The 22,298-nt window shown below is 72.2% G+C and carries 18 protein-coding genes; 9 read left to right on the top strand and 9 right to left on the bottom strand.

Annotation, left to right across the window (positions count from 1 at the left end):
- Positions 1-104 precede the first annotated feature (104 nt).
- Positions 105-599, bottom strand: a complete 495-nt coding sequence (locus IE242_RS18600; protein WP_189860597.1) for an EamA/RhaT family transporter — start codon at positions 597-599, stop codon at positions 105-107.
- Positions 600-650: 51 nt separating this feature from the next.
- A complete protein-coding gene (locus IE242_RS18595) occupies positions 651-959 on the bottom strand; it encodes an SH3 domain-containing protein (protein ID WP_229859120.1) in 309 nt (102 codons plus the stop codon).
- 242 nt (positions 960-1,201) lie between these two features.
- Here IE242_RS18595 and IE242_RS18590 point away from each other — a divergent pair, with 242 nt between their 5' ends.
- Positions 1,202-3,490, top strand: a complete 2,289-nt coding sequence (locus tag IE242_RS18590; RefSeq protein WP_189860595.1) for a serine/threonine-protein kinase — start codon at positions 1,202-1,204, stop codon at positions 3,488-3,490.
- Between the two features lie 189 nt (positions 3,491-3,679).
- Here IE242_RS18590 and ilvD read toward each other — a convergent pair whose 3' ends face one another.
- From ilvD to IE242_RS18570, 4 genes are all read right to left on the bottom strand, one after another.
- Positions 3,680-5,533, bottom strand: a complete 1,854-nt coding sequence (gene ilvD / locus IE242_RS18585) for a dihydroxy-acid dehydratase (protein ID WP_189860593.1) — start codon at positions 5,531-5,533, stop codon at positions 3,680-3,682.
- Between the two features lie 212 nt (positions 5,534-5,745).
- Positions 5,746-6,360 (bottom strand): TetR/AcrR family transcriptional regulator, encoded by a 615-nt coding sequence (locus IE242_RS18580; protein WP_189860591.1) that lies wholly within the window; start codon positions 6,358-6,360, stop codon positions 5,746-5,748.
- Positions 6,357-7,238 (bottom strand): sugar phosphate isomerase/epimerase family protein, encoded by an 882-nt coding sequence (locus tag IE242_RS18575; protein ID WP_189860589.1) that lies wholly within the window; start codon positions 7,236-7,238, stop codon positions 6,357-6,359. Before IE242_RS18575 ends, IE242_RS18580 begins: the two co-directional genes overlap by 4 nt.
- Before the next feature lie 372 nt (positions 7,239-7,610).
- Positions 7,611-8,543 carry a Ppx/GppA family phosphatase gene (locus tag IE242_RS18570; protein ID WP_189860587.1) on the bottom strand — a complete coding sequence of 311 codons (933 nt, stop codon included), beginning with the start codon at positions 8,541-8,543 and terminating at the stop codon, positions 7,611-7,613.
- Between the two features lie 71 nt (positions 8,544-8,614).
- Here IE242_RS18570 and IE242_RS18565 point away from each other — a divergent pair, with 71 nt between their 5' ends.
- The gene (locus tag IE242_RS18565) at positions 8,615-9,547 is read left to right on the top strand and encodes a DUF3109 family protein (protein ID WP_189860585.1); all 933 of its coding nucleotides are present in this window, start codon (positions 8,615-8,617) and stop codon (positions 9,545-9,547) included.
- A gap of 144 nt (positions 9,548-9,691) precedes the next feature.
- On the opposite strand, the gene IE242_RS18560 is transcribed toward IE242_RS18565, so the two are convergent.
- Positions 9,692-11,482, bottom strand: coding sequence for a BACON domain-containing protein (locus tag IE242_RS18560; protein WP_229859084.1), 1,791 nt, complete (start codon positions 11,480-11,482; stop codon positions 9,692-9,694).
- 247 nt (positions 11,483-11,729) lie between these two features.
- On the opposite strand from IE242_RS18560, the gene radA reads away from it, so the two are divergent.
- Positions 11,730-13,139, top strand: coding sequence for a DNA repair protein RadA (gene radA, locus IE242_RS18555; protein WP_189860582.1), 1,410 nt, complete (start codon positions 11,730-11,732; stop codon positions 13,137-13,139).
- An 82-nt stretch (positions 13,140-13,221) separates the two neighbouring features.
- Positions 13,222-14,346: a DNA integrity scanning diadenylate cyclase DisA gene (disA, locus tag IE242_RS18550; RefSeq protein ID WP_189860580.1), complete on the top strand. Its 1,125-nt coding sequence runs from the start codon at positions 13,222-13,224 to the stop codon at positions 14,344-14,346.
- Between the two features lie 110 nt (positions 14,347-14,456).
- Here disA and IE242_RS18545 read toward each other — a convergent pair whose 3' ends face one another.
- Entirely contained in the window at positions 14,457-15,323 is an 867-nt protein-coding gene (locus IE242_RS18545; RefSeq protein WP_189860578.1) for a hypothetical protein, read from the bottom strand.
- Between the two features lie 156 nt (positions 15,324-15,479).
- On the opposite strand from IE242_RS18545, the gene IE242_RS18540 reads away from it, so the two are divergent.
- The 5 genes from IE242_RS18540 to cseC all read left to right on the top strand — a co-directional run bounded on the left by IE242_RS18540 (position 15,480) and on the right by cseC (position 20,366).
- Positions 15,480-16,526, top strand: a complete 1,047-nt coding sequence (locus tag IE242_RS18540) for an HhH-GPD family protein (protein ID WP_229859083.1) — start codon at positions 15,480-15,482, stop codon at positions 16,524-16,526.
- A gap of 221 nt (positions 16,527-16,747) precedes the next feature.
- Positions 16,748-17,326, top strand: coding sequence for a SigE family RNA polymerase sigma factor (locus IE242_RS18535; RefSeq protein WP_189860576.1), 579 nt, complete (start codon positions 16,748-16,750; stop codon positions 17,324-17,326).
- On the top strand, positions 17,314-18,012 hold the full coding sequence (locus IE242_RS18530) for a hypothetical protein (protein WP_189860574.1): 699 nt from the start codon (positions 17,314-17,316) through the stop codon (positions 18,010-18,012). Before IE242_RS18535 ends, IE242_RS18530 begins: the two co-directional genes overlap by 13 nt.
- A gap of 104 nt (positions 18,013-18,116) precedes the next feature.
- Positions 18,117-18,830, top strand: a complete 714-nt coding sequence (cseB, locus tag IE242_RS18525; RefSeq protein ID WP_189860572.1) for a two-component system response regulator CseB — start codon at positions 18,117-18,119, stop codon at positions 18,828-18,830.
- Between the two features lie 201 nt (positions 18,831-19,031).
- Positions 19,032-20,366 (top strand): two-component system sensor histidine kinase CseC, encoded by a 1,335-nt coding sequence (gene cseC, locus IE242_RS18520; RefSeq protein ID WP_229859118.1) that lies wholly within the window; start codon positions 19,032-19,034, stop codon positions 20,364-20,366.
- A 165-nt stretch (positions 20,367-20,531) separates the two neighbouring features.
- Here the strand turns inward: cseC and IE242_RS18515 are convergent, their stop codons facing one another.
- Positions 20,532-22,154, bottom strand: a complete 1,623-nt coding sequence (locus IE242_RS18515; RefSeq protein ID WP_189860570.1) for an MDR family MFS transporter — start codon at positions 22,152-22,154, stop codon at positions 20,532-20,534.
- Positions 22,155-22,298 lie beyond the last annotated feature (144 nt).

The following is a 22,298-nucleotide window of genomic DNA, read 5'->3' as shown; positions in this document are numbered from 1 at the left end:
GGGGGTGCGGTGGACTCGGGGAGTTATTCATCATGTGATGAACAGTGCTCCTGGAGGTGTGCGGCGTCAAGGCGAGTGCTCACGCCGACGACGAGGGGTGACTGCTACGGACGGCGGCGGGAGGGGTTGCCGGTACGGCGGTTCGTGCGGCGCTCGTACTGGGTGCGGGCCTTCTCGTACTCCTCGCGGTGCAGTTTCTCGCCCGGGGCCTCGGTGAGGGAGCGGAAGAAGTAGGCGAGAAGGGAGCCGAGGAAGCCGATGGTGAGCAGTCCGCGCAGCGAAGCCTGGCGTTCGGGGTCGGGGCGCTTGCCGTAGCCGCCCCAGGTGTGGCCGAAGGCGAGCGCGCTGCACACCGCGAACATGACGACGACCAGGAGGGAGACGAAGCCGCCCACCGCTCCGATCTGCAGGCCCTCGTAGGCGAAGCGGAGCACCAGGCAGGTGACGGCGACCGCGGCGAGCGAACCGGCGGAGACGGCCACGCGGCGCAGCCGGTAGCCGTCGTCGTGGTTCAGCCAGGTCGTCCCGAAGAAACGGATGGGTTCGGGCTGGGGGCCCGTGGTCCGGGCCGCCGGGGTGCCGTTCTGCTCGTCGCTCACCCGGCGATTATCGCTCCGGTCCGCCCGGCCCCCGCCCTCACGGTCCCGGTACTAGGAGCAGCGCGGCGCCACGTAACCGTCGGCGCCCGTGTACACGTACGCGTCGGAGACGAACTGGCCGCCGGCGATGTTGTCCCAGATGTTCGTCGTGCCGTACGGGCCACTGACGGTCGTGCCGGGTCGCTGGCAGCGGATCGACACGCTCGCGCCCTCGGGCAGGGTGCGCACGACGCCGTACTGCGTGCCCGGTCCGCTGCGGACGTTGAGGCGCACGCCCGGTGCCACCGCGTACAGGCGGACTGCCGCCTGGACGGTGGCGGTCGCTTCTTCCGCAGCCGTCGTGTCGGTCGCAGCCGTCATATCGGCCACGGTGGTGGTCTCGGTTGTGGTCGTGGTCTCGGTCGCGGTCGCGTCGTCCCTCGTACCCGAGATGTCGATGTTGTCCATGGCCATGGCGGCCTCCCCGTTTTCCCCGTTGCCCCGTTGAATAGTTCACGCCAATCACACGTGATGCGCCGAGGCTAGCAAGCCACCGGGGTTTCGTACGCGGCATCGACTAGGCTCTGCGCGACGCGCACGCGGCCGAACACACGGGGGTGAGGATGCCGCCACAGCGCAGCGCCGGTTCGGAATCGGAAGCGGAGTCTCCGCGATACGCCGGTCAGTACCTGCTGGAGGCGGAGCTCGGCTCCGGCGGCATGGGAGTCGTACATCTGGCGCGGTCGACGTCCGGGCTACGGCTGGCGGTCAAGGTCGTGCACGCCGACTTCGCCGAGGACCCCGAGTTCAGGGGGCGGTTCAGGCAGGAGGTGGCGGCCGCACGGCGGGTCAGCGGTGCTTTCACCGCCCCCGTGGTCGACGCCGACCCCGAGGCCCGGCGCCCCTGGATGGCGACCCTCTTCATCCCCGGCCCGACCCTCGCCCAGCATGTGAAGCGGAACGGTTCGCTGCCTCCGGCGCGGCTGCGGCAGCTGATGGCGGGACTCGCCGAGGCCCTGCGGGACATCCACCGGGCCGGCGTGGTGCACCGCGATCTCAAGCCCAGCAACGTACTGCTGGCCGAGGACGGTCCCAAAGTCATCGATTTCGGGATCTCCCGGCCCTCCGACAGCGAACTGCGCACCGAGACCGGCAAGCTGATCGGCACGCCTCCGTTCATGGCGCCGGAGCAGTTCCGCAGGCCACGGGAGGTGGGGCCGGCCGCCGACGTCTTCGCTCTCGGGTCCGTCATCGTGCACGCGGCGACCGGCAGCGGGCCCTTCGACTCCGACAGTCCGTATCTGGTGGCATATCAGGTCGTTCATGACGAGCCGGACTTGACAGGCGTGCCCGAGGAGTTGTCCGGGCTGGTCGCGCGCTGTCTGGCGAAGGAGCCCGAGGAGCGGCCCACCCCTGACGAGCTGATGGCGGAGCTGAGGTCGGTGCGGGCCTCGTACGAGACCCAGACGTTCATACCCGGGCAGCAGGGTGCCGACGAAGCTACGGACTGGGCGCCGTCCGCGGGATCCGGCCGGTCAGATGTCACCCATCACGCTCGGCGGCGATCGCGCGGACTGCCGGCCGACGGTGTCGGCGGAGACGAAGGCGGAGACGGAGACGGAGACGGCGGCCGCAGTGACGATTCCGCTGAAAGGCCTGTCCTCAGCTCCTCGGCCACCGGCGGGGGATCCTCCGCCACCGGCAAGCGTCCCCGGTCTCTCACGAGGGCCCGTGCCCGTCGGGTGTGGGTTCCCGCCGCCGTCCTCGCCGTGCTCACAGCCGTCGCCGGGGTCTTCGTCCTCCACCCGAGCGCCGACTCCCCCGCGGACTCCCGGGAGGGGAAGCCGCCGGGAAGCGCCTTCCGGCCGTGGGACGTCACCCTGGGCGCGCACGGCGCCGAGGCCACCGGCATGCCCTGGTGCTCGTACACGCCCCAGGCGCTCTACTGCTCCCGGCCCGGAGTCCTGGCCGCGGCCGTGGACCCGGACGACGGCGAGGTCCTGTGGTCACGGAGCGAGGCGCCGAGGGACGACTGGATTCCAGACGCACCCACGCTCTCGGGCGGGCTTCTGCACGTCGTGAGCGGGGACGGCCGACGGCTCACCGTGCTCGATCCGGCGACCGGCCGCACCCGCTGGAGCCGTGACCTGGCGGAGTCCGACGGCCCCGTCTCCCACGTGGGCGGAGTCGTCCTGCTCAGCGGCGTCGACTCGACGGTCACCGCCCTGGACGCGGCCACCGGCGAGGAGAAGTGGCGACGCGCGTTCCCGGGGCTGCCGTCGCCGAGCTTCCGGTCGTACGGTGACGGGCTCGCGTACGCGGTGAACCCGTCCGGGACCGACGGGACACGGGTGACCGCTGTGGACCCGCAGACGGGCGACACACGCTGGCAGCGACGGCTGGACGGGGCGCTGGGCCTGGTGGGCGCCCGCGACGGCACGCTCTGGTTCACCTCGACCGACACGGACTCGTACGCGAACGCCGTCGTGCGGTACGACGTCGCGAGCCGCACCGTCCGGCGGTTCGAACTGCGCTTCGGGCTTCCCGGCGCGCTGGCCGTCGTCCACGACGAGACGGTCTACCTGACGGCGGACGGTGGCTCGTTGGTCGCCGTCGACACCCGGGCCGGTGGGCGGGGGCAGCTGTGGCGGCTGGAGACATCCGTCAGCTTCGCCTCACCGCCCGTCGTGGCCGGGCAGCGGTTGTACTTCACCGCCGCCGACGGACGGCTTCTCGCCATCGACACCGCCCGGGGCAGGCTGCTGGGCCAGACGAAGCCGCGCCTCGCCGAGGACTCGGAGTCGATGGTCTCCTCGTTGCCGCCGCCGGTCGCGGCCGGGGAAAAGGTGTACGCCGGGGCTCCGGACGGGTCGCTGTTCGCGGTGGGCGCGGGGGAACCGGCGGGCTGGTAGCGGAACCGGGAACCGGCGGACGGACTCGGCCGGGGGCCGCTGCCGACAGACGGTGTCGTCGTCGGCAGCGGCCCCCGGCCGTGATTCCGTATTCCGTGATGCGTGATGCGTGACCCGTGCCCCGTGCCCCGTGTCCCGTGCCCCGTGACCCGTGATGCGTAAGGGAACGTCCTGCGTCAGCGAGTCGGCTCAGCCCAGCTTCGTCACGTCCCGCACCGCGCCCTTGTCGGCGCTCGTCGCCATCGCGGCGTAGGCGCGCAGGGCGGCGGAGACCTTGCGGTCACGGTTCTTCGGGGCGTACGCGCCGTTCAGGGCCTGCTCTCGGCGGGCCAGCTCCGCGTCGTCCACCAGCAGCTCGATCGAGCGGCCCGGGATGTCGATGCGGATGCGGTCACCGTCCTCGACCAGGGCGATCGTGCCGCCGGAGGCCGCCTCGGGGGAGGCGTGGCCGATGGAGAGGCCGGAGGTGCCGCCGGAGAAGCGGCCGTCGGTGACCAGCGCGCAGGTCTTGCCCAGGCCGCGGCCCTTGAGGAAGGACGTCGGGTGGAGCATCTCCTGCATGCCGGGGCCGCCCTTGGGGCCCTCGTAGCGGATGACGACGACGTCGCCGTGGGTGATCCGCTTGTTGAGGATCTTCTCGACGGCCTCCTCCTGCGACTCGCAGACCACCGCCGGGCCCTCGAACGTCCAGATCGACTCGTCGACGCCGGCCGTCTTCACGACGCAGCCGTCCACGGCCAGGTTGCCCTTGAGGACCGCGAGGCCGCCGTCCTTGGAGTAGGCGTGCTCGGCGGAGCGGATGCAGCCGTTCTCGGCGTCGGTGTCGAGGGTCTCCCAGCGCTCGGACTGGGAGAAGGCCTCGGCGGAGCGGACGCAGCCGGGGGCCGCGTGCCAGAGCTCGACCGCCTCGGGGGACGGGGAGCCGCCACGCACGTCCCACGTCTTCAGCCAGTCGGAGAGGGACGGGCTGTGGACGGAGTTCACGTCCTCGTTGAGGAGACCGGCCCGGTACAGCTCGCCCAGCAGGGCGGGGATACCGCCGGCGCGGTGCACGTCCTCCATGTAGTACGTGCCCCGCTTGGTGACGTTCGGGGCGACCTTCGCCAGGCAGGGCACGCGGCGCGACACCGCGTCGATCTCCGCCAGGCCGAACGGGACGCCCGCCTCCTGGGCGGCGGCCAGCAGGTGCAGGATCGTGTTGGTGGAGCCGCCCATCGCGATGTCCAGTGCCATCGCGTTCTCGAAGGCCGCGAAGGTGGCGATGTTGCGGGGCAGGACCGTGTCGTCGTCCTGCTCGTAGTAGCGGCGGGTGATGTCCATGACCGTGCGCGCCGCGTTCTCGTACAGCGCCCGGCGGGCCGTGTGCGTGGCGAGCACCGAGCCGTTGCCGGGGAGGGAGAGGCCGATCGCCTCGGTCAGGCAGTTCATCGAGTTGGCGGTGAACATGCCGGAGCAGCTGCCGCAGGTCGGACAGGCGTTCTCCTCGATACGGAGGATGTCCTCGTCCGAGATGTTGTCGTTCACGGCGTCGGAGATCGCGTCGACCAGGTCGAGCGTACGGACCGTCCCGTCGACGAGGGTGGCGCGGCCGGACTCCATCGGGCCGCCGGAGACGAAGACGGTCGGGATGTTCAGGCGGAGCGCCGCCATCAGCATGCCCGGGGTGATCTTGTCGCAGTTGGAGATGCAGACCAGGGCGTCGGCGCAGTGGGCCTCGACCATGTACTCGACGCTGTCGGCGATCAGGTCGCGGGACGGCAGCGAGTAGAGCATGCCGCCGTGGCCCATCGCGATGCCGTCGTCGACGGCGATCGTGTTGAACTCGCGCGGGATACCGCCCGCCTGTTTGACCGCCTCGCTGACGATCCTGCCGACGGGCTGGAGGTGGGTGTGGCCCGGCACGAACTCGGTGAAGGAGTTCGCGATGGCGATGATCGGCTTGCGGCCGATGTCCTCGCCCGGTACACCGGAGGCCCGCATAAGGGCGCGGGCGCCCGCCATGTTGCGGCCGTGGGTGACTGTGCGGGACCTCAGCTCGGGCATCGTCGCTCGCTCCTTCGGGGCGGACCGGCTCTGCGGCCGGTCGATCGGACTGCTTCGAGCGTACGCCGGTCATCCAGTGGGCGGACAGATGGTCCGGTATGCGGGATGTACGTCTCGGTGGAGCGGGGGCGGTGTTCCGGCCGGACAGCGCAGGCAGCGGCTTGACCCCGCGTGACCTGTGTGACCCGCGTGACCTGCGTGACCGGCCCCGCTCACGGACTCGTCAGATGTCCCTGCACCACCGGCGCCACCCGCGCGATGATCTTCTCCGGGTCCGCCGACGCCAGCGGCTCAACCTTGATGACATGCCGCAGCATGACCATGCCCACGAGCTGGGCGGCGGCGAGTTCCGCGCGTAGTTCGGCGTCCGGGACCGCCAGCCGGGCGACGATGCGGCGCAGCACGTGCGTGGCGATGATGCGGCGGAAGACGGCGGCCGCGGTCTCGTTGTTCACGGCGGACCGGACGACCGCGAGCAGCGGCGTACGGGTCACCGGGTCCTCCCAGACGCCGAGGACGAAGCGGGTCAGGCGTTCGCCGACACCGTCCAGGGGACCCTCCTCGATCGCCTTCGGGGCGTCCATGGCGGGTGCGAAGGTGACCGAGACGGCCGCTTCGAAGACCTGTTCCTTGCTGCCGAAGTAGTGGTGCACGAGCGCCGGGTCGACACCGGCGGCCTTGGCGATGCCGCGTACGGACGTCTTGTCGTAGCCGCGCTCGGAGAACACCTCGCGGGCGGCGTCGAGGATGCGGTCGCGGGCGGCCGGGAGGTCGGCCGACTGTGCACGGGGCGGCCGTCCCCTGCGCCGGGGAGTGGCCTCGGTCACGTCCGGGGCGCCTTCGCCGCGGAGGATGCGGAGGAGGCGGAAGACGCCGAGGCCGCGGAGGCGGCGGAGGCGGCGGAGGACGCGAGGTGCAGCCGGGTGAAAGCCAGGGCCTCCGCGAGGTCGGCCTCGCGTTCGGCACTGGACATCGCGCGACGGGTGTTGACCTCGATGACGACATGGCCGTCGAAGCCGCTCAGGGCGAGGCGCTCCAACACCTCCGCGCAGGGCTGGGTGCCGCGGCCCGGGACCAGGTGCTCGTCCTTGTTGGAGCCGTTGCCGTCGGCGAGGTGGAGGTGGCCGAGGCGGTCGCCCATGCGGTCCACCATCTGTATGGCGTCCGTACGGGCGGTCGCGGTGTGGCTGAGATCGATCGTGAAGTGACGGTAGTCGTCCTTCGTGACATCCCAGTCGGGCGCGTACGCGAGCATCTCGCGGTCGCGGTAGCGCCAGGGGTACATGTTCTCGACGGCGAATCGCACATCGGTCTCGTCCGCCATCCGCCAGATTCCCGTGACGAAGTCACGCGCGTACTGGCGCTGCCAGCGGAAGGGGGGATGGACGACGACGGTGCTCGCGCCGAGCTTCTCGGCGGCGGCCCGGGCGCGCTGGAGCTTGACCCAGGGGTCCGTGGACCACACGCGCTGAGTGATCAGCAGACAGGGGGCGTGGACGGCCAGGACGGGGATCTGGTGATAGTCGGAGAGTCTGCGCAGCGCCTCGATGTCCTGGCTCACCGGGTCGGTCCACACCATGACCTCGACCCCGTCGTAACCGAGGCGCGCGGCGATCTCGAAGGCCGTCGCCGTCGACTCCGGATAGACGGAGGCCGTCGACAGCGCGACCTTCGCGTCCGGGATGCGCACCGCTGGTTCTGCCACGAGGGACAGGGTACGGGGCCGCGCTGCGCACCGGGAGCCGGTTGCTGTGGCACCGGCGTGAGGGTGCGGGGGCGGCCGTCGGCTGACCCGGGCATACGGACGCGGGAGCGGCTGCGGCCCGCCGTTCCCGGGTGGTGGATGTCACGCCGACAGCAGGTGGTAGAGGGCCGGAGGCACGCCGTCGGCGCATGGTGCGTGCCCCCGCCGCCCGGGGCATCACGCCGTCGGCGGGAGATGCCCCGGGGGCGGGACGTGCCGCCGTGCCGCCGCACACCCCCGCCGTACCCCGCCCCACCCCGCCCCGAGCCCACCCGCCCCGCGCCGAGCCCCTGGCGCTCACATCACCGGCATCCCTCACATCACCGGCACCGCTCACATCACCGGCATGTGGTCCAGGCTGCGCAGGATCACGCCCTCGCGCAGGGCCCAGGGGCAGATCTCCAGGGCTTCCACGCCGAAGAGGTCCATGGCGCCCTCGGCGACCAGGGCCCCCGCGAGGAGCTGGCCCGCGCGGGCCACGGACACCCCGGACAGTTCGGTGCGCTCGGCGACGGTCATCCCGGCGAGCCGCGGGACCCAGCCCTCCAGGGACTCCCGCTTGAGCTCGCGCTGGACGTAGAGGCCCTCGGTGGAGCGCGCGGCACCGGCGAGCCGGGCGAGCTGTTTGAAGGTCTTCGAGGTGGCGACCACATGGTCGGGGGCGCCGAACCGCTTGAACTCCCCCACAGTGCGGGCGATCTCGGTGCGTACATGGCGGCGGAGCGCCTTCACGTCGGCCGGGTCCGGCGGGTCCCCCGGAAGCCAGCCCGCCGTCAGCCGGCCCGCGCCCAGCGGCAGCGACACCGCGGTGTCCGGCTCCTCGTCCATGCCGTACGCGATCTCCAGGGAGCCGCCGCCGATGTCGAGCACGAGCAGCTTCCCGGCCGACCAGCCGAACCAGCGGCGCACGGCCAGGAACGTGAGCCGGGCCTCCTCCTCGCCGGTGAGCACCTGGAGCTCGACGCCCGTCTCGGCCCGCACGCGCGCGAGGACGTCGTCGGCGTTGCCGGCCTCCCGAACGGCGGACGTCGCGAACGGCAGCAGATCCTCGACGCCCTTGTCCTCGGCGGCCTGCAGGGCCTCCTGGACGACCCCGACCAGCCTCTCGACCCCCCGCTCGGTTATCGCCCCGTCCTCGTCGAGGAGCTGGGCGAGCCGCAGCTCCACCTTGTACGAGTACGCGGGAAGGGGGCGTGCGCCCGGGTGTGCGTCCACCACCAGCAGATGCACCGTGTTCGAACCCACATCGAGGACACCGAGTCTCATGTACGGAACGCTACTGCTTGTACGTACGCCACCAGGCACGGAAGCAGTACCGGGCGCCCTACCCTGGACGGGTGCCAAAGACGAAAAAGGCGAAGGACGAAAAGGCGGCGAAGTCCGCGAAGGCGACGAAGGACGCCAAATACGCCGTGCGTTCTTCGCAGGCGCAGGCGGGGACGCGGACGGGGTCTGGTGCGGAGGCTGGAGCGGAGGCGACGGGGCGCGCGAAGCCGGCGAAACGTTCTCCGGAGCCCGATGAGAAGGGGCTCGACTTCGCGCGCGCGTGGGTGGAGTTCCCTGATCCGGCGGACGACGAGCAGGTCTTCCGCTGCGATCTGACATGGCTGACCTCCCGCTGGAACTGTGTCTTCGGCAGCGGCTGCCAGGGCATCCAGGCCGGCCGCGCGGACGACGGCTGCTGCACTCTGGGTGCCCATTTCTCGGACGAGGACGACGAGAAGCGGGTCGCCGGACATGTGGCGCGGCTCACTCCGGAGATCTGGCAGTTCCACGACGTGGGCACCCGGTCCGGCTGGGTCTCGGAGGACGAGGACGGCGAGCGCCAGACCCGCCCGTACAAGGGGTCGTGCATCTTCCAGAACCGGCCCGGTTTCGCCGGTGGCGCAGGCTGTTCGCTGCACATCCTGGCGCTGCGGGAGGGCCGCGAGCCCCTGGAGACCAAGCCGGACGTCTGCTGGCAGCTGCCGGTCCGGCGCACGTACGAGTGGATCGACCGCCCCGACGACACACGCGTGCTCCAGGTCTCCATCGGTGAGTACGACCGGCGGGGCTGGGGTCCGGGCGGCCACGACCTGCACTGGTGGTGCACGTCGGCGACCTCGGCGCACGGCGCGGGCGAGCCGGTGTACGTCTCCTACCGGCCGGAGCTGATCGAGCTGATGGGCAAGGCCGGGTACGACCGGCTGGTCGAACTGTGCGAGGAGCGCCTGGCGTCGCAGCTGCCGCTGCTGGCACCGCATCCGGCGGACCCGACGAACCCGGTGTAACCAGCGGAACCGGCGTAACCGGCGGGATCAGCGGGATCAGCGGGATCAGCGGGATCAGCGGGATCAGCGGGATCATCAGAACCGACCGATCCGGCACGCTGATCGGGCCTGATCGGGCCTGGTCCTCAGCCCTGACCGTCCGCCCTAGCCGTCCGCCCGCTCCGAGCCGTCGGGACTGTCGTTGCCGCCCGTCTGCGGCCCCGGTCCGCCGGGGCCCGTGGTTGTCGCGGTGGCCGGGGACGAGGGCGTCGGTGCCGGGGCGGAGGAGCCCGGGGCGCCGGGCGCGGGTTCGGGGGCGGGCGTGGACGGCGGGGTGCCCGGTGCCGTCGAGCCGGGGCGCGGGCCGGGAGAGGCCGGTCGTGGGTCGCTCGGCCGCGCGTCGTCCGGCCGTGGGTCGCTCGGCCCGGCGGTGGGTCCGTAGCCCTCGATGGAGACGACGGCTCCCGCGGGCGCGACCGACACCTGGGCCCTCCAGTGGCCCGCGGGCTCCCGCAGCCGGTCGACGTGCACCTTGATCGTCACCGATGCGCCGGGCGCGAGGGTTCCCGAGGAGCGGCTGAAGTAGAGCCAGTGGGCGTCGGTCCGCGCGGACCAGGCGACCGGTGCGTGCCCCGACGCCGTCAGGGTGATGAGCGTGGTGTCGCCGTCGCCGGCCGCTTCCACGGCGAGTTCTCCGGCGCCCGGGCCGGGGACCGTGGAGACGACGCCGGAGGCGTCCGCGTCCTTCCCGGTGCGGCCGGGCCCGGTGCCGGCGCTGTCGGCGTGCTCGTGGCCGGCCGTGCCACCCGTACCGCCCGCACCGTCGCCGGCTCCGTCCGCTCCGTCCGCGTCGTGTGCCTCGCGCACGGTGACCGCGCGGCCGTCGGCGCCGTCGCCGACGGAGGGGGCGTCCCGGAAGGCGGCCCAGGCGGCGAGGACGGGCGCCGCGACGACGGTGGCGACGACGGTCGTCGTGACGGCACGCGTGCGCAGCCGGCCACGGCGGGCGGCACGGTCATTGAAGTCCATGGGGAAACCGCGCCGGTCGAGACGCGGAGAGCCGCACCGCGCGCGCGTGAGCTGATCCATCGCCGTGCGCAGGGCCGCGCGCGGGGCATCGACGAGAGGCAGCGCGGCAGGCGTGACGCTGGTGCCGGGCCACCGTCCCGGGGTGACGTGTTCGGCGGTACGGCGGCAGCGGGGGCAGTCGTCGACGTGACGGACCAGTTCGCGGCGCAGGGTGGTGCTGAGGATGAGCCGGTGGTCGTGGGTGAGCCGGGAGACACCGGGGCAGGTGCCGCTCTCCACGACGGCGAGGGCCGCGCGGGTGCGTTCCACCTCGCAGGCGGCGGAGGCCAGCAGCTCGCGCGCGGAGGCGGGCGTCGTGCGGAGGACGGCGGCGATCTCGTGGGCGGTGAGCTGGTGGCGCACGGCGAGTTCGAGCGCCTCGCGCTGTCCGGGTGTCGTACCGGCGGCCTCCGGCCAGGCCAGCCGGGCGAGCTCGCGCCGCCGCCGCGCCTGGGTCTCCGGGGGGACGGCGGGCGTGGGGTCGGGGGCGCGCCGTTCGCCGGTTCCGGGACGGCCGGAGGCGGGCGCGCCCCGGCGTTTCAGTCTCTTCGGGGCCGTGCCGGCCAGTTCACGCAGACACGCCCAGCGGGCCAGCGCGTACAGCCGGGGGCGGCGGTCGTCCGGGGCGACGGGACCGCGGCGGCGCTCGGCGAGACGGAGCGCGCCGGCCAGCGCCGCGATCGCCGTGTCGTGATCGCACAGCACGGACAGGCAGTAGGTGAACAGACCGTCGAGGTAGGGGTCGTAGCGCGTGGGCGGGCGCTGCGCCGCCGGGCGTCGCGCCGACGGTTGCGCGGCCGCCCGGTCCTGCGCCTCCCGGTCGTGTGTCTTCCGGTGCGCCTGTTGTGCGCCGGTGGTGCGGGGCGAGGTCTCCGGGCTGGTGGTCATCACCCGTGCGACCGTAGGCGGCGCACGACGACCCCTTCCTCCCCGTTGCCCACTTTTAATCCATACGGGTGAAACGATCCCTCATAAGAGGACAGGAAGCTGGGGTTCCGTGGCCGGTACGAAGGAATGATGTCCAGTTCGGACGGGAACAGACAGGAATCGTCCACGGACGGCCGCCGTGTACCGCGTAGGCCGAAGCCATCGGGGCGGAGGCCAGCTGTCAGTGGGGCCGGATACGGTTTCGTGCATGGCTGCCCGTACGAAGACCACCAAGGACCGGCCGTCCTACCGCTGCACCGAGTGCGGCTGGCAGACGGCCAAGTGGCTCGGCCGCTGCCCCGAGTGCCAGGCATGGGGGACCGTCGAGGAGTATGGCGCGCCCGCCGTCCGGACGACGGCACCGGGCCGCGTCACCTCGTCCGCGCTGCCGATCGGCCAGGTCGACGGGCGCCAGGCCACCGCGCGCTCCACCGGCGTGCCCGAGCTGGACCGCGTCCTCGGCGGCGGCCTCGTCCCCGGAGCGGTCGTGCTCCTCGCGGGCGAGCCCGGCGTCGGCAAGTCCACGCTGCTGCTGGACGTGGCGGCCAAGGCGGCGAGCTCCGAGCACCGCACGCTGTACGTCACCGGTGAGGAGTCGGCGAGCCAGGTGCGCCTGCGCGCGGACCGCATCAACGCCATCGACGACCATCTGTACCTCGCCGCGGAGACCGACCTGTCCGCCGTGCTCGGCCACTTGGACGCGGTCAAGCCCTCCCTGCTGATCCTCGACTCGGTGCAGACCGTCGCCTCCCCGGAGATCGACGGCGCTCCGGGCGGCATGGCCCAGGTCCGCGAGGTGGCCGGCGCCCTGATCCGCGCCTCCAAGGAACGCGGCATGGCCACCCTCCTCGTGGGCCACGTCACCAAGGACGGTGCCATCGCCGGACCGCGCCTGCTCGAACACCTCGTGGACGTCGTCCTCCACTTCGAGGGCGACCGCCACGCGCGCCTCAGGCTCGTACGGGGCGTCAAGAACCGGTACGGGGCGACGGACGAGGTCGGCTGCTTCGAGCTGCACGACGAGGGCATCACGGGCCTGGCCGACCCCAGCGGCCTGTTCCTGACCCGCCGCGACGAGCCCGTGCCGGGCACCTGTCTGACGGTCACCCTGGAGGGCCGCCGCCCGCTGGTGGCCGAGGTGCAGGCGCTCACCGTCGACTCCCAGATCCCCTCCCCGCGCCGTACCACCTCGGGCCTGGAGACCTCCCGCGTCTCGATGATGCTGGCGGTGCTGGAGCAGCGCGGGCGGATCACGGCACTCGGCAAGCGGGACATCTACTCGGCGACCGTCGGCGGCGTACGGCTGTCGGAGCCCGCCGCGGACCTCGCGGTCGCCCTCGCGCTGGCGTCGGCCGCGAGCGACACCCCCCTGCCCAAGAACCTGGTGGCGATCGGCGAGGTGGGGCTCGCCGGCGAGGTCCGCCGGGTCACGGGCGTGCAGCGCAGGCTCGCCGAGGCACACCGCCTGGGCTTCACGCACGCCCTGGTCCCGTCCGATCCCGGGAAGATCCCGCCGGGGATGAAGGTGCTGGAAGTGGCCGACATGGGCGACGCGCTGAGGGTCCTGCCGCGTTCGCGTCGCCGAGAGGCCCCACGGGAGGCGGAGGACCGCCGGTAGACTTTGCCCAGGTCTCGCCCGTCCGTACGAACCGAGTGTGCGAAAGCGGGAGCGCCCCAGAACCTGCGACCGGAGGAGTGCAGTGGCAGCCAACGACCGGGCAGCAGCTCCCGGAAAGTCCGGTGGGAGTGCCGGTGCCGATGGCCTGATGCGCGCCTCTCTGAGCGCCGTGGCACCGGGTACGGCGCTGCGCGACGGCCTGGAGCGGGTGCTCCGCGGCAACACCGGCGGGCTCATCGTGCTCGGCTCCGACAAGACGGTCGAGTCCCTGTGCACGGGCGGGTTCGTACTGGACGTGGAGTTCACCGCGACCCGGCTGCGTGAGCTGTGCAAGCTCGACGGCGGCATCGTCCTGTCCACCGACGGGTCCAAGATCCTGCGGGCCGGTGTGCAGCTCGTGCCCGACCCGACGATCCCCACCGAGGAGACCGGCACCCGGCACCGCACGGCGGACCGCGTCAGCAAACAGGTGCGCTTCCCGGTCGTCTCCGTCTCCCAGTCCATGCGCCTGATCGCGCTGTACGTCGGCGGCCAGCGCCGCGTGCTGGAGGACTCGGCGGCGATCCTCTCCCGCGCCAACCAGGCCCTTGCCACCCTGGAGCGGTACAAGCTCCGCCTCGACGAGGTGGCGGGCACGCTCTCCGCGCTGGAGATCGAGGACCTGGTGACCGTCCGCGACGTGTCGGCGGTGGCGCAGCGCCTGGAGATGGTGCGGCGGATCGCGACCGAGATCGCCGAGTACGTGGTGGAGCTGGGCACGGACGGCCGGCTGCTCGCCCTCCAGCTCGACGAGCTGATCGCCGGGGTGGAGCCGGAGCGCGAGCTGGTCGTCCGCGACTACGTGCCCGAGCCGACGGCCAAGCGTTCCCGCACCGTCGACGAGGCGCTCGCCGAACTGGACGCGCTCCCCCAGGCCGAGCTGCTCGAACTGTCCACGGTGGCCCGGGCGCTGGGCTACACCGGCTCGCCCGAGGCGCTCGACTCCGCGGTGTCCCCGCGCGGCTTCCGGCTGCTGGCGAAGGTGCCGCGGCTGCCGGGCGCGATCATCGACCGGCTGGTGGAGCACTTCGGCGGCCTGCAGAAGCTGCTCGCGGCGAGCGTCGACGACCTCCAGACCGTGGACGGCGTCGGTGAGGCTCGCGCCCGGAGCGTACGCGAGGGGCTGTCGCGGCTGGCGGAGTCGTCGATCCTCGAGCGGTACGTGTAGCCGGCCGACGGCTGGGGCGCGGGACGGACCGGTCTTCGGATTCCTTCCGGCCCCTTTTGACCCCTTCTGCCACTTGCCGGCCCCGGTCCTGGTCCTGGTCCTGGTCCTTCCTAGTCCTTCTCCAGCACGAAGGACGTCCGGTCATTGCCCAGGCCCGGCGCCTTGATCTCCACCAGGTACGTGCCCGCGGGCGCCGAACGCGCGGAGGGGGTCGCGCAGTTGGGCTCGCTGGGCTTGCGGTCCCACTCGATGGTGCGGGTGATGCCGCTCTCGGCGGGCACGCGGAACAGGACGCTGCCGGCGCCCTCGGGGCAGTCGACCGAGGACCACAGATCGTCGTCGGCGTCCGCCTGCGTGATCGTCAACACGGCCTTCTTCGGACCGAGGTCGACCTTGCAGTCGTTGCCGGAGGTGTTCTTCGCGATCAGTTCGAAGGTGGGCTTGTCGCCGGGCTCATAGGTGTTCCGGACACTGCGGAGGGTCAACTCGACATCGCCGGTGGTGCAGTCGGGCAGACCGGACCCGGCCGGGAGCCGCTGCCCGGTGCCGCCACCGACCTCGCCGCCCGAGCCGGCGCCACCGCCCCCGGAACCACTGGCGGACCCGGAACCTGCGGAGTCCCCGGAGCCGTCACCGGAACCACCGTCCGATCCGCTGGCCGACCCGCCGTCCGCGCCCTCGTCCGCGCCCTCGTCCGAGCCGTCCCCCGAACCGGACGAGCCGCCACCGCCCGACTCGTCGCGGCCGCCCGGGGCTTCACTGATCGCAGGACCCGAACCGGACGGTCCGGCCGTGATCGAGGGCAGGGGATTCTTGCCGTTGGACCCGTTCGCGTTGCTGCCCGTGTCTCCGCCGCCGCGGGTGAGGACCCAGGCCGCCAGGAGCGCCAACAGGGCGACGACGGACAGCAGTACGGCCCTCCGTCGCCAGTAGATGGAGGAGGGAAGCGGCCCGACCGGATTGCGCAGAGATCCCACGGCGCAAACTGTACGAGAGATCGACGCGTTCCCCCGCCCCACCCGCCGCCCCGGCATCGAACTTTCTCCGGATCATCATCCCGGCGGCCCCGGTCCCGACCCGCCACCTCCGATAACCGCGTGCGCCCACTCCCGCATGGCAGGATCGACGGTGCCATGACTGCAACCCCGCACACCCCGCACACCCCGAGCGCCGCCGCCCCCGTCACGTCGGCCGTCTCCGCCCCGCCGGCCATCCCCGTCACCGTCCCCGCCACCGCCGTCACCACCACCGCGTCCGCCGCTGCGTCTGCCGCTGCGTCCGCCTCCGCAACGCCCCCGGCCCCTTCCGGAGGCGTCCTGCACGAACCCGTCATCGCCTGGTTCGACGAGCACGCCCGCGATCTGCCGTGGCGGCGGCCGGAGGCCGGCCCGTGGGGGGTGATGGTCAGCGAGTTCATGTTGCAGCAGACCCCGGTCAGCCGTGTCCTGCCCGTGTACGAGCAGTGGCTGGCCCGCTGGCCCCGCCCGGCCGACCTGGCCAAGGAGCCCCCGGGCGAGGCGGTGCGCGCCTGGGGACGGCTCGGCTACCCCCGCCGGGCACTGCGCCTGCACGGCGCCGCGGTCGCCATAACGGAACGGCACGGCGGCGACGTGCCGACCGACCACGCTCAGCTCCTCGCGCTGCCCGGGATCGGCGAGTACACGGCCGCCGCGGTCGCCTCCTTCGCGTACGGGCAGCGGCACGCCGTCCTCGACACCAACGTGCGCCGCGTCCTCGCCCGCGCGGTGACCGGCGTGCAGTACCCGCCCAACGCCACCACCGCCGCCGAGCGCAGGCTCGCCCGCGCCCTGCTGCCCGAGGACGAGCGCACCGCCTCCCGGTGGGCCGCCGCCTCCATGGAGCTCGGCGCCCTGGTCTGCACGGCGAAGAACGAGACGTGTCACCGCTGCCCGATCGCCGACCGGTGCTCCTGGCACCTCGCCGGGAAGCCCGCGCACGACGGGCCCGCCCGCCGCGGGCAGACGTACGCGGGCACGGACCGCCAGGTCCGCGGCAAGCTCCTCGCCGTCCTGCGCGAAGCCGTCGCCCCCGTGCCGCAGGCGGTGCTCGACCGCGTCTGGGACGAGCCGGTGCAGCGCGCCCGCGCTCTGGACGGCCTGGTCTCCGACGGTCTGGTGGAGCCCCTGCCGGGAGGCCTGTACCGCCTGCCACTGACCTGACGGCTGACACATACGTCACAGCAGCCTCTACGCCACGGCACAGACTCCGCCCGACTAATCCCGCTATATCCGCCCCAAAGGGCACCCGCCTTTACCCGGCTCCTACTTCCGTTACACAACCGACGGACAGCCGCGCGCTTTCCGCGGGCTGCCCCGCACAGCCTCGTGACAACACCTCCGTAGCTTCGGTGCCGTACCGACGGGGAACGGAGGCGGTTGGAATGGCGCAGGGCGAGGTGCTCGAGTTCGAGGAGTACGTCCGCACCCGGCAGGACGCGCTGCTGCGCAGCGCCCGCCGGCTGGTCCCGGACCCGGTCGACGCCCAGGACCTGCTGCAGACCGCGCTCGCCCGTACGTACGGCCGCTGGGAGGGCATCGCGGACAAGCGGCTCGCGGACGCCTATCTGCGCCGCGTCATGATCAACACTCGGACCGAGTGGTGGCGTGCCCGGAAGCTGGAGGAGGTCCCCACCGAGCAGCTCCCGGACGCGACCGTCGACGACTCCACCGAGCAGCACGCGGACCGCGCGCTGCTGATGGACGTCCTGAAAGTGCTCGCTCCGAAACAGCGCAGCGTCGTCGTGCTGCGACACTGGGAGCAGATGTCCACGGAGGAGACGGCCGCCGCCCTCGGCATGTCGTCGGGAACGGTCAAGAGCACGCTGCACCGGGCGCTGGCCCGGCTCCGCGAGGAGCTGGAGCGCCGGGAGAGCGAGGAACGCGGCGAGCACGGCGCACGCGACGAACGCGGTGTCCGCGTGCTCGGACCGGTTAAGGAGCGGGAGCGTTGCGCGGCCTGAGTACCCGGCCCCTGCAGGCGGTGAAGGCGGCGAGCACGGCGGTGGCCGGGATCGCCGCCCTCGGGCTTTTCGCCTCCGCCTGCGGCACAGGCGGCACCGGCGCCCGCGACGAGGGACCGGCGCTCAGCGACCGGCGGCCGGGCGGCGCCACGCCCTCGGCCACTCCCTCGTCCTCGGCCTCGTCCTCGGCCTCGTCCTCCGCCTCGCCCTCCGCCTCACCCACCGAGACCCGCCGCAGCGTGACCGAGGTGATCGCGATGGTCAAGGCGGACCCCGAGGTCAGCAAGGCGGTCAAACAGGATCTCAAGCCGTGTGTCGCCGACGAGTACCCGGTCGACGTGTCGTACGGCGATCTGACCGGGGGGACCGCGAACGACATCCTGGTGAACGTGATGACGTGCGGCGACGCCGTCGGCGTGGGCTCGTACGTGTACCGGAAGCGCGGCGGCGAGTACCGCAACGTCTTCCGGGCGGAGGAACCCCCGGTGTACGCGGAGATCGACCGGGGTGATCTGGTGGTCACCCAGCAGCTGTACGAGAAGGACGACCCGGTGTCGTACCCCTCCAGCGAGGAGGTGATCACCTACCACTGGACGGCGGACCGCTTCGAGGAGCAGTCGCGCACGCACAACGAGTTCAGCAAGGCGGTGGGCACCGCGGACAGCCCGGCCCCCGCCACGGACTGACGCGGCCGGCCGGCGGGAACGGCGGGCCGGCCGGCCCGCGCGAGCGGACAGCGAGCAGGCAAGCACTCAGGAACACAAGGAACAAGAGAGCACCGGGAACAGGGATGGCAGAGCAGACCCACGTCCTCTTCGTCGAGGACGACGACGTCATCCGCGAAGCCACCCAGCTCGCGCTGGAGCGGAACGGCTTCGTGGTCACCGCCGTGCCCGACGGACTGTCGGGCCTGGAGGCGTTCCGTGCCGACCGGCCCGACATCGCGCTGCTGGACGTGATGGTGCCGGGCCTGGACGGGGTGAGCCTCTGCCGCCGGATCCGGGACGAGTCGACCGTGCCCGTGATCATGCTGTCGGCGCGTGCCGACTCCATCGACGTCGTCCTCGGCCTGGAGGCCGGAGCGGACGACTACGTGACCAAGCCGTTCGACGGTGCCGTGCTGGTGGCGCGCATCCGTGCGGTGCTGCGGCGGTTCGGGCACGCGAGCGGGGGCGCGGGCCGGGCGGAGGACTCCGCGTCCGGCGCCTCGGACGGGCTGCTGACCTTCGGTGACGGCGACCTGGAGGTCGACACCGAGGGCATGGAGGTACGGCGGTCCGGGCGGCCGGTGGCGCTGACGCCGACGGAGATGCGGCTGCTGCTGGAGTTCTCCTCGGCGCCGGGCACGGTGCTGTCCCGCGACAGGCTGCTGGAACGTGTGTGGGACTACGGCTGGGGCGGTGACACCCGGGTCGTGGACGTCCATGTGCAGCGGCTGCGCACGAAGATCGGCCAGGACCGGATCGAGACGGTCCGCGGCTTCGGCTACAAGCTGAAGGCCTGAGCGGTGGGCACCACTCGGCGGCCGAGGCCGACGAAACGGCCGACGGCACACCTGCTCCGCGGCGGCTCGGGCCCACGCACCGGCCCGCGCACGGACCCCGGCACGGACGTCGGTACGGACGTCGGTACGGACGTCGGTACCGGCCCGCGCACCGGCGGCCCGCGCACAAATCCCCGCACCGGCTCACGAACGGGACCACGCATCGGTCTGCGCACCGGCCTGCGCACCGGCCTGCGCTGGAAGCTCAGCGCGGCGATCGCCCTGGTCGGCGCGCTGGTGGCACTGGCGCTGAGCCTGGTGGTGCACAACGCGGCGCGCGTGTCGATGCTCGACAACTCACGCGACCTGGCCGACGAGCGCCTCCAGGTCGCCCAGCGCATGTACGAGTCGGGCCGCCAGCAGAACCAGGGGGCCTTCGGCGTCCAGGTCGACGACCCGGCCGTCCCGAAGGACCTGATGGCGAAGGTCGCACAGGGCCGGCGCGCCACATACGTCGCCGAGGGCGCCCACGGCGTGCCGGACATCTGGGCCGCGGTGCCGCTCAAGGACGGGCGCGTGCTGTCGCTGCACACACGCTTCACAGACCGCAGCACCGATGTGATGAAGGACCTCGACCAGGCCCTGCTCATCGGCTCGATCGCGGTCGTCCTCGGCGGCTGCGCGCTCGGCGTCCTCATCGGTGGCCGGATGTCGCGCCGGCTGCGCAAGGCCGCGGCTGCCGCGAACCGCGTCGCCAAGGGCGAGACGGAGGTACGCGTCGGGGGCGCGATCGGCGGTGTCGCACGCGACGAGACCGATGACCTCGCCCGCGCCGTGGACGCCATGGCGGACGCGCTCCAGCAGCGCATCGAGGCCGAGCGCAGGGTGACGGCGGACATCGCGCACGAGCTGCGCACCCCGGTCACGGGTCTGCTGACAGCGGCGGAGCTGCTGCCGCCGGGCCGCCCCACGGAACTGGTCCGCGACCGCGCCCAGGCGATGCGCACACTGGTCGAGGACGTGCTGGAGGTCGCCCGGCTCGACGGCGCCTCGGAGCGGGCCGAGCTCCAGGACATCCTGCTCGGCGAGTTCGTGGCCCGGCGCGTGGCCGCCAAGGACGCGGACGTCACGGTGCGTGTGCTGCACGAGTCGGAGGTGACGACGGATCCACGCCGGCTGGAGCGTGTCCTGTTCAATCTGCTGGCCAACGCCGCGCGGCACGGCAGGCCCCCGATCGAGGTGACGGTCGAGGGCCGGGTGATCCGGGTCCGCGACCACGGTCCCGGCTTCCCCGAGGACCTCCTCGCCGACGGTCCGCGCCGTTTCCGTACGGGCTCGTCCGACCGGGCGGGCCAGGGTCACGGGCTGGGCCTGACCATCGCGGCCGGTCAGGCGCGGGTGCTCGGTGCCCGGCTGACCTTCCGCAACGTACGCCCCGCCGGTGCGCCGCAGGACGCGCCCGCGGAGGGCGCGGTGGCGATCCTGTGGCTGCCGGAGCACGCGCCGACGAGCACGGGGAGCTATCCGGTGGTGGTGCTGCCCGCCCGGGAGACCTGACGGGGGCCGGGCGGGGCCCCGCACACGGTCGCTCACACACGGTGCGCCGACACATGGTCCGCCCGCACATGGCCGTCCTGCACGTGGCCGCCCGCACACAGCCGTTCCCACACGGTCCGCCCGCACACAGCCGTTTCCACACGGTCCGCCCGCACACGGCTCATGTCACACCGGCTCGGCGACCGCCTTCGCCTCCGAGGGCCCCGCGGACTCCGGCCCCGGCTTCTGCTCGGGCTCCCCGGCCCCCTTCAGCGGCACTTCCTTGACGAACACCGCCGCCACCAGCGCCAGGACGGCCACCACGGCCCCCAGCAGGAAGGCGGAGTGCGTGCCCGCGGCGACCGCGTACTGGTACGCCTCCCGTGCCGCCTCCGGCAGCTTCGCCAGGCTCGCCGCGTCGAGCTGCGCGGACTGCTCGGTCACCTGGGAGCCGAGGTCGCCGGCCCGCTCGGCCATCACGTCCTGCACCTTGTGGTTGAACAGCGCTCCCATGATCGCGACGCCGAAGGACGACCCGAGCGTACGGAACAGGGTGGTGGACGAGGAGGCTACGCCCATGTCCTTCATCTCGACGCTGTTCTGCGCGACCAGCATGGTGATCTGCATCAGGCACCCCATGCCGGCACCGAGCACGGCCATGTAGATACCTGACGTCACCCGGGACGTCCCGGTGTCCATCTGTGCGAGCAGGAACAGCCCGCCGACCATCAGCACACTGCCCACGACCGGGAACACCTTGTACTTCCCGGACTGGGTGGTCACCCGCCCCGCCACCATCGACACGGCGAGCATCGCGCCCAGCATCGGCAGCAGCAACAGTCCGGAGTTGGTCGCGGACGCCCCCTGCACGGACTGCTGGAACAGCGGCAGGAAGAGGACGGCCCCGAACATCACGAACCCGGTGATGAACCCGATCACCGACATCAGCGAGAAGTTGCGGTTGCGGAAGATGTGCAGCGGCATGACCGGCTCCGCCGCCTTCGCCTCCACGAACACGAACCCCACGAGCGCCGCCACCCCGATGGCGGTCAGCTCCATGATCACGGGCGAGTCCCACGCGTACTCCGTGCCGCCCCAGGTGGTGACGAGCACGATCGCGGTGATGCCGACGGTCAGCAGCGTGGCCCCGAAGAAGTCGACGCGCCGCCACGACCGGTTCGCCGCCTTCTTCGGCAGATGCAGTACGGCGGTGACGGCGACCAGGGCCACGATGCCCAGCGGCACATTGATGTAGAACGACCAGCGCCAGCCCCAGTGATCGGTGATCGTGCCGCCCACCAGCGGCCCGGCGATCATGGCGAACGCCATCACACCGGCCATCATCCCCTGGTACCGGCCGCGCTCCCGCGGCGGTATCAGATCACCGATGATCGCCATGACGCCGACCATCAGCCCGCCGGCGCCCAGCCCCTGCACCGCCCGGAACCCGATGAGCTGCCCCATGTCCTGGGCCATGCCGCTGAGCGCCGAGCCGATCAGGAAGATCACGATCGAGGTGAGGAAGGCCCCCTTGCGCCCGTACATGTCGCCGACCTTGCCCCAGATCGGGGTGGAGGCGGCGGTCGCGAGCGTATAGGCGGTGACGACCCACGACAGGTGTTCCAGCCCGCCCAGTTCGCCCACGATCGTCGGCATGGCCGTACCGATGATCATGTTGTCCAGCATCGCGAGCAGCATCGCGATCATGAGGGCTAACAGAACGACCCGCACGCTCCTCGGCTGTGCGCCACCCTCGGCCGCTCTCTCCCTCGCTGCGGCTCCCGCCGCGTCCGTACGCGCGTCAGCCATGGCCTTCACTCCCCCTGTCGTCCCCCTGGGTCCTCTCGGACCTCCGCGTAGAGCCGACCCGGCCACTTACTTGCCGCCCGGCTAGTTCACTACACTGGGAACGTAGACAAGTAACTAGCCGGGCGTCAAGTAAGTTTGGGTGAG

The sequence above is a fragment of the Streptomyces poonensis genome (genome assembly GCF_014650915.1).
Lineage (GTDB): Bacteria > Actinomycetota > Actinomycetes > Streptomycetales > Streptomycetaceae > Streptomyces > Streptomyces poonensis.
Note: the sequence above shows the minus strand (reverse complement) of the source record. Positions and strands in the feature narration are given on the sequence as shown.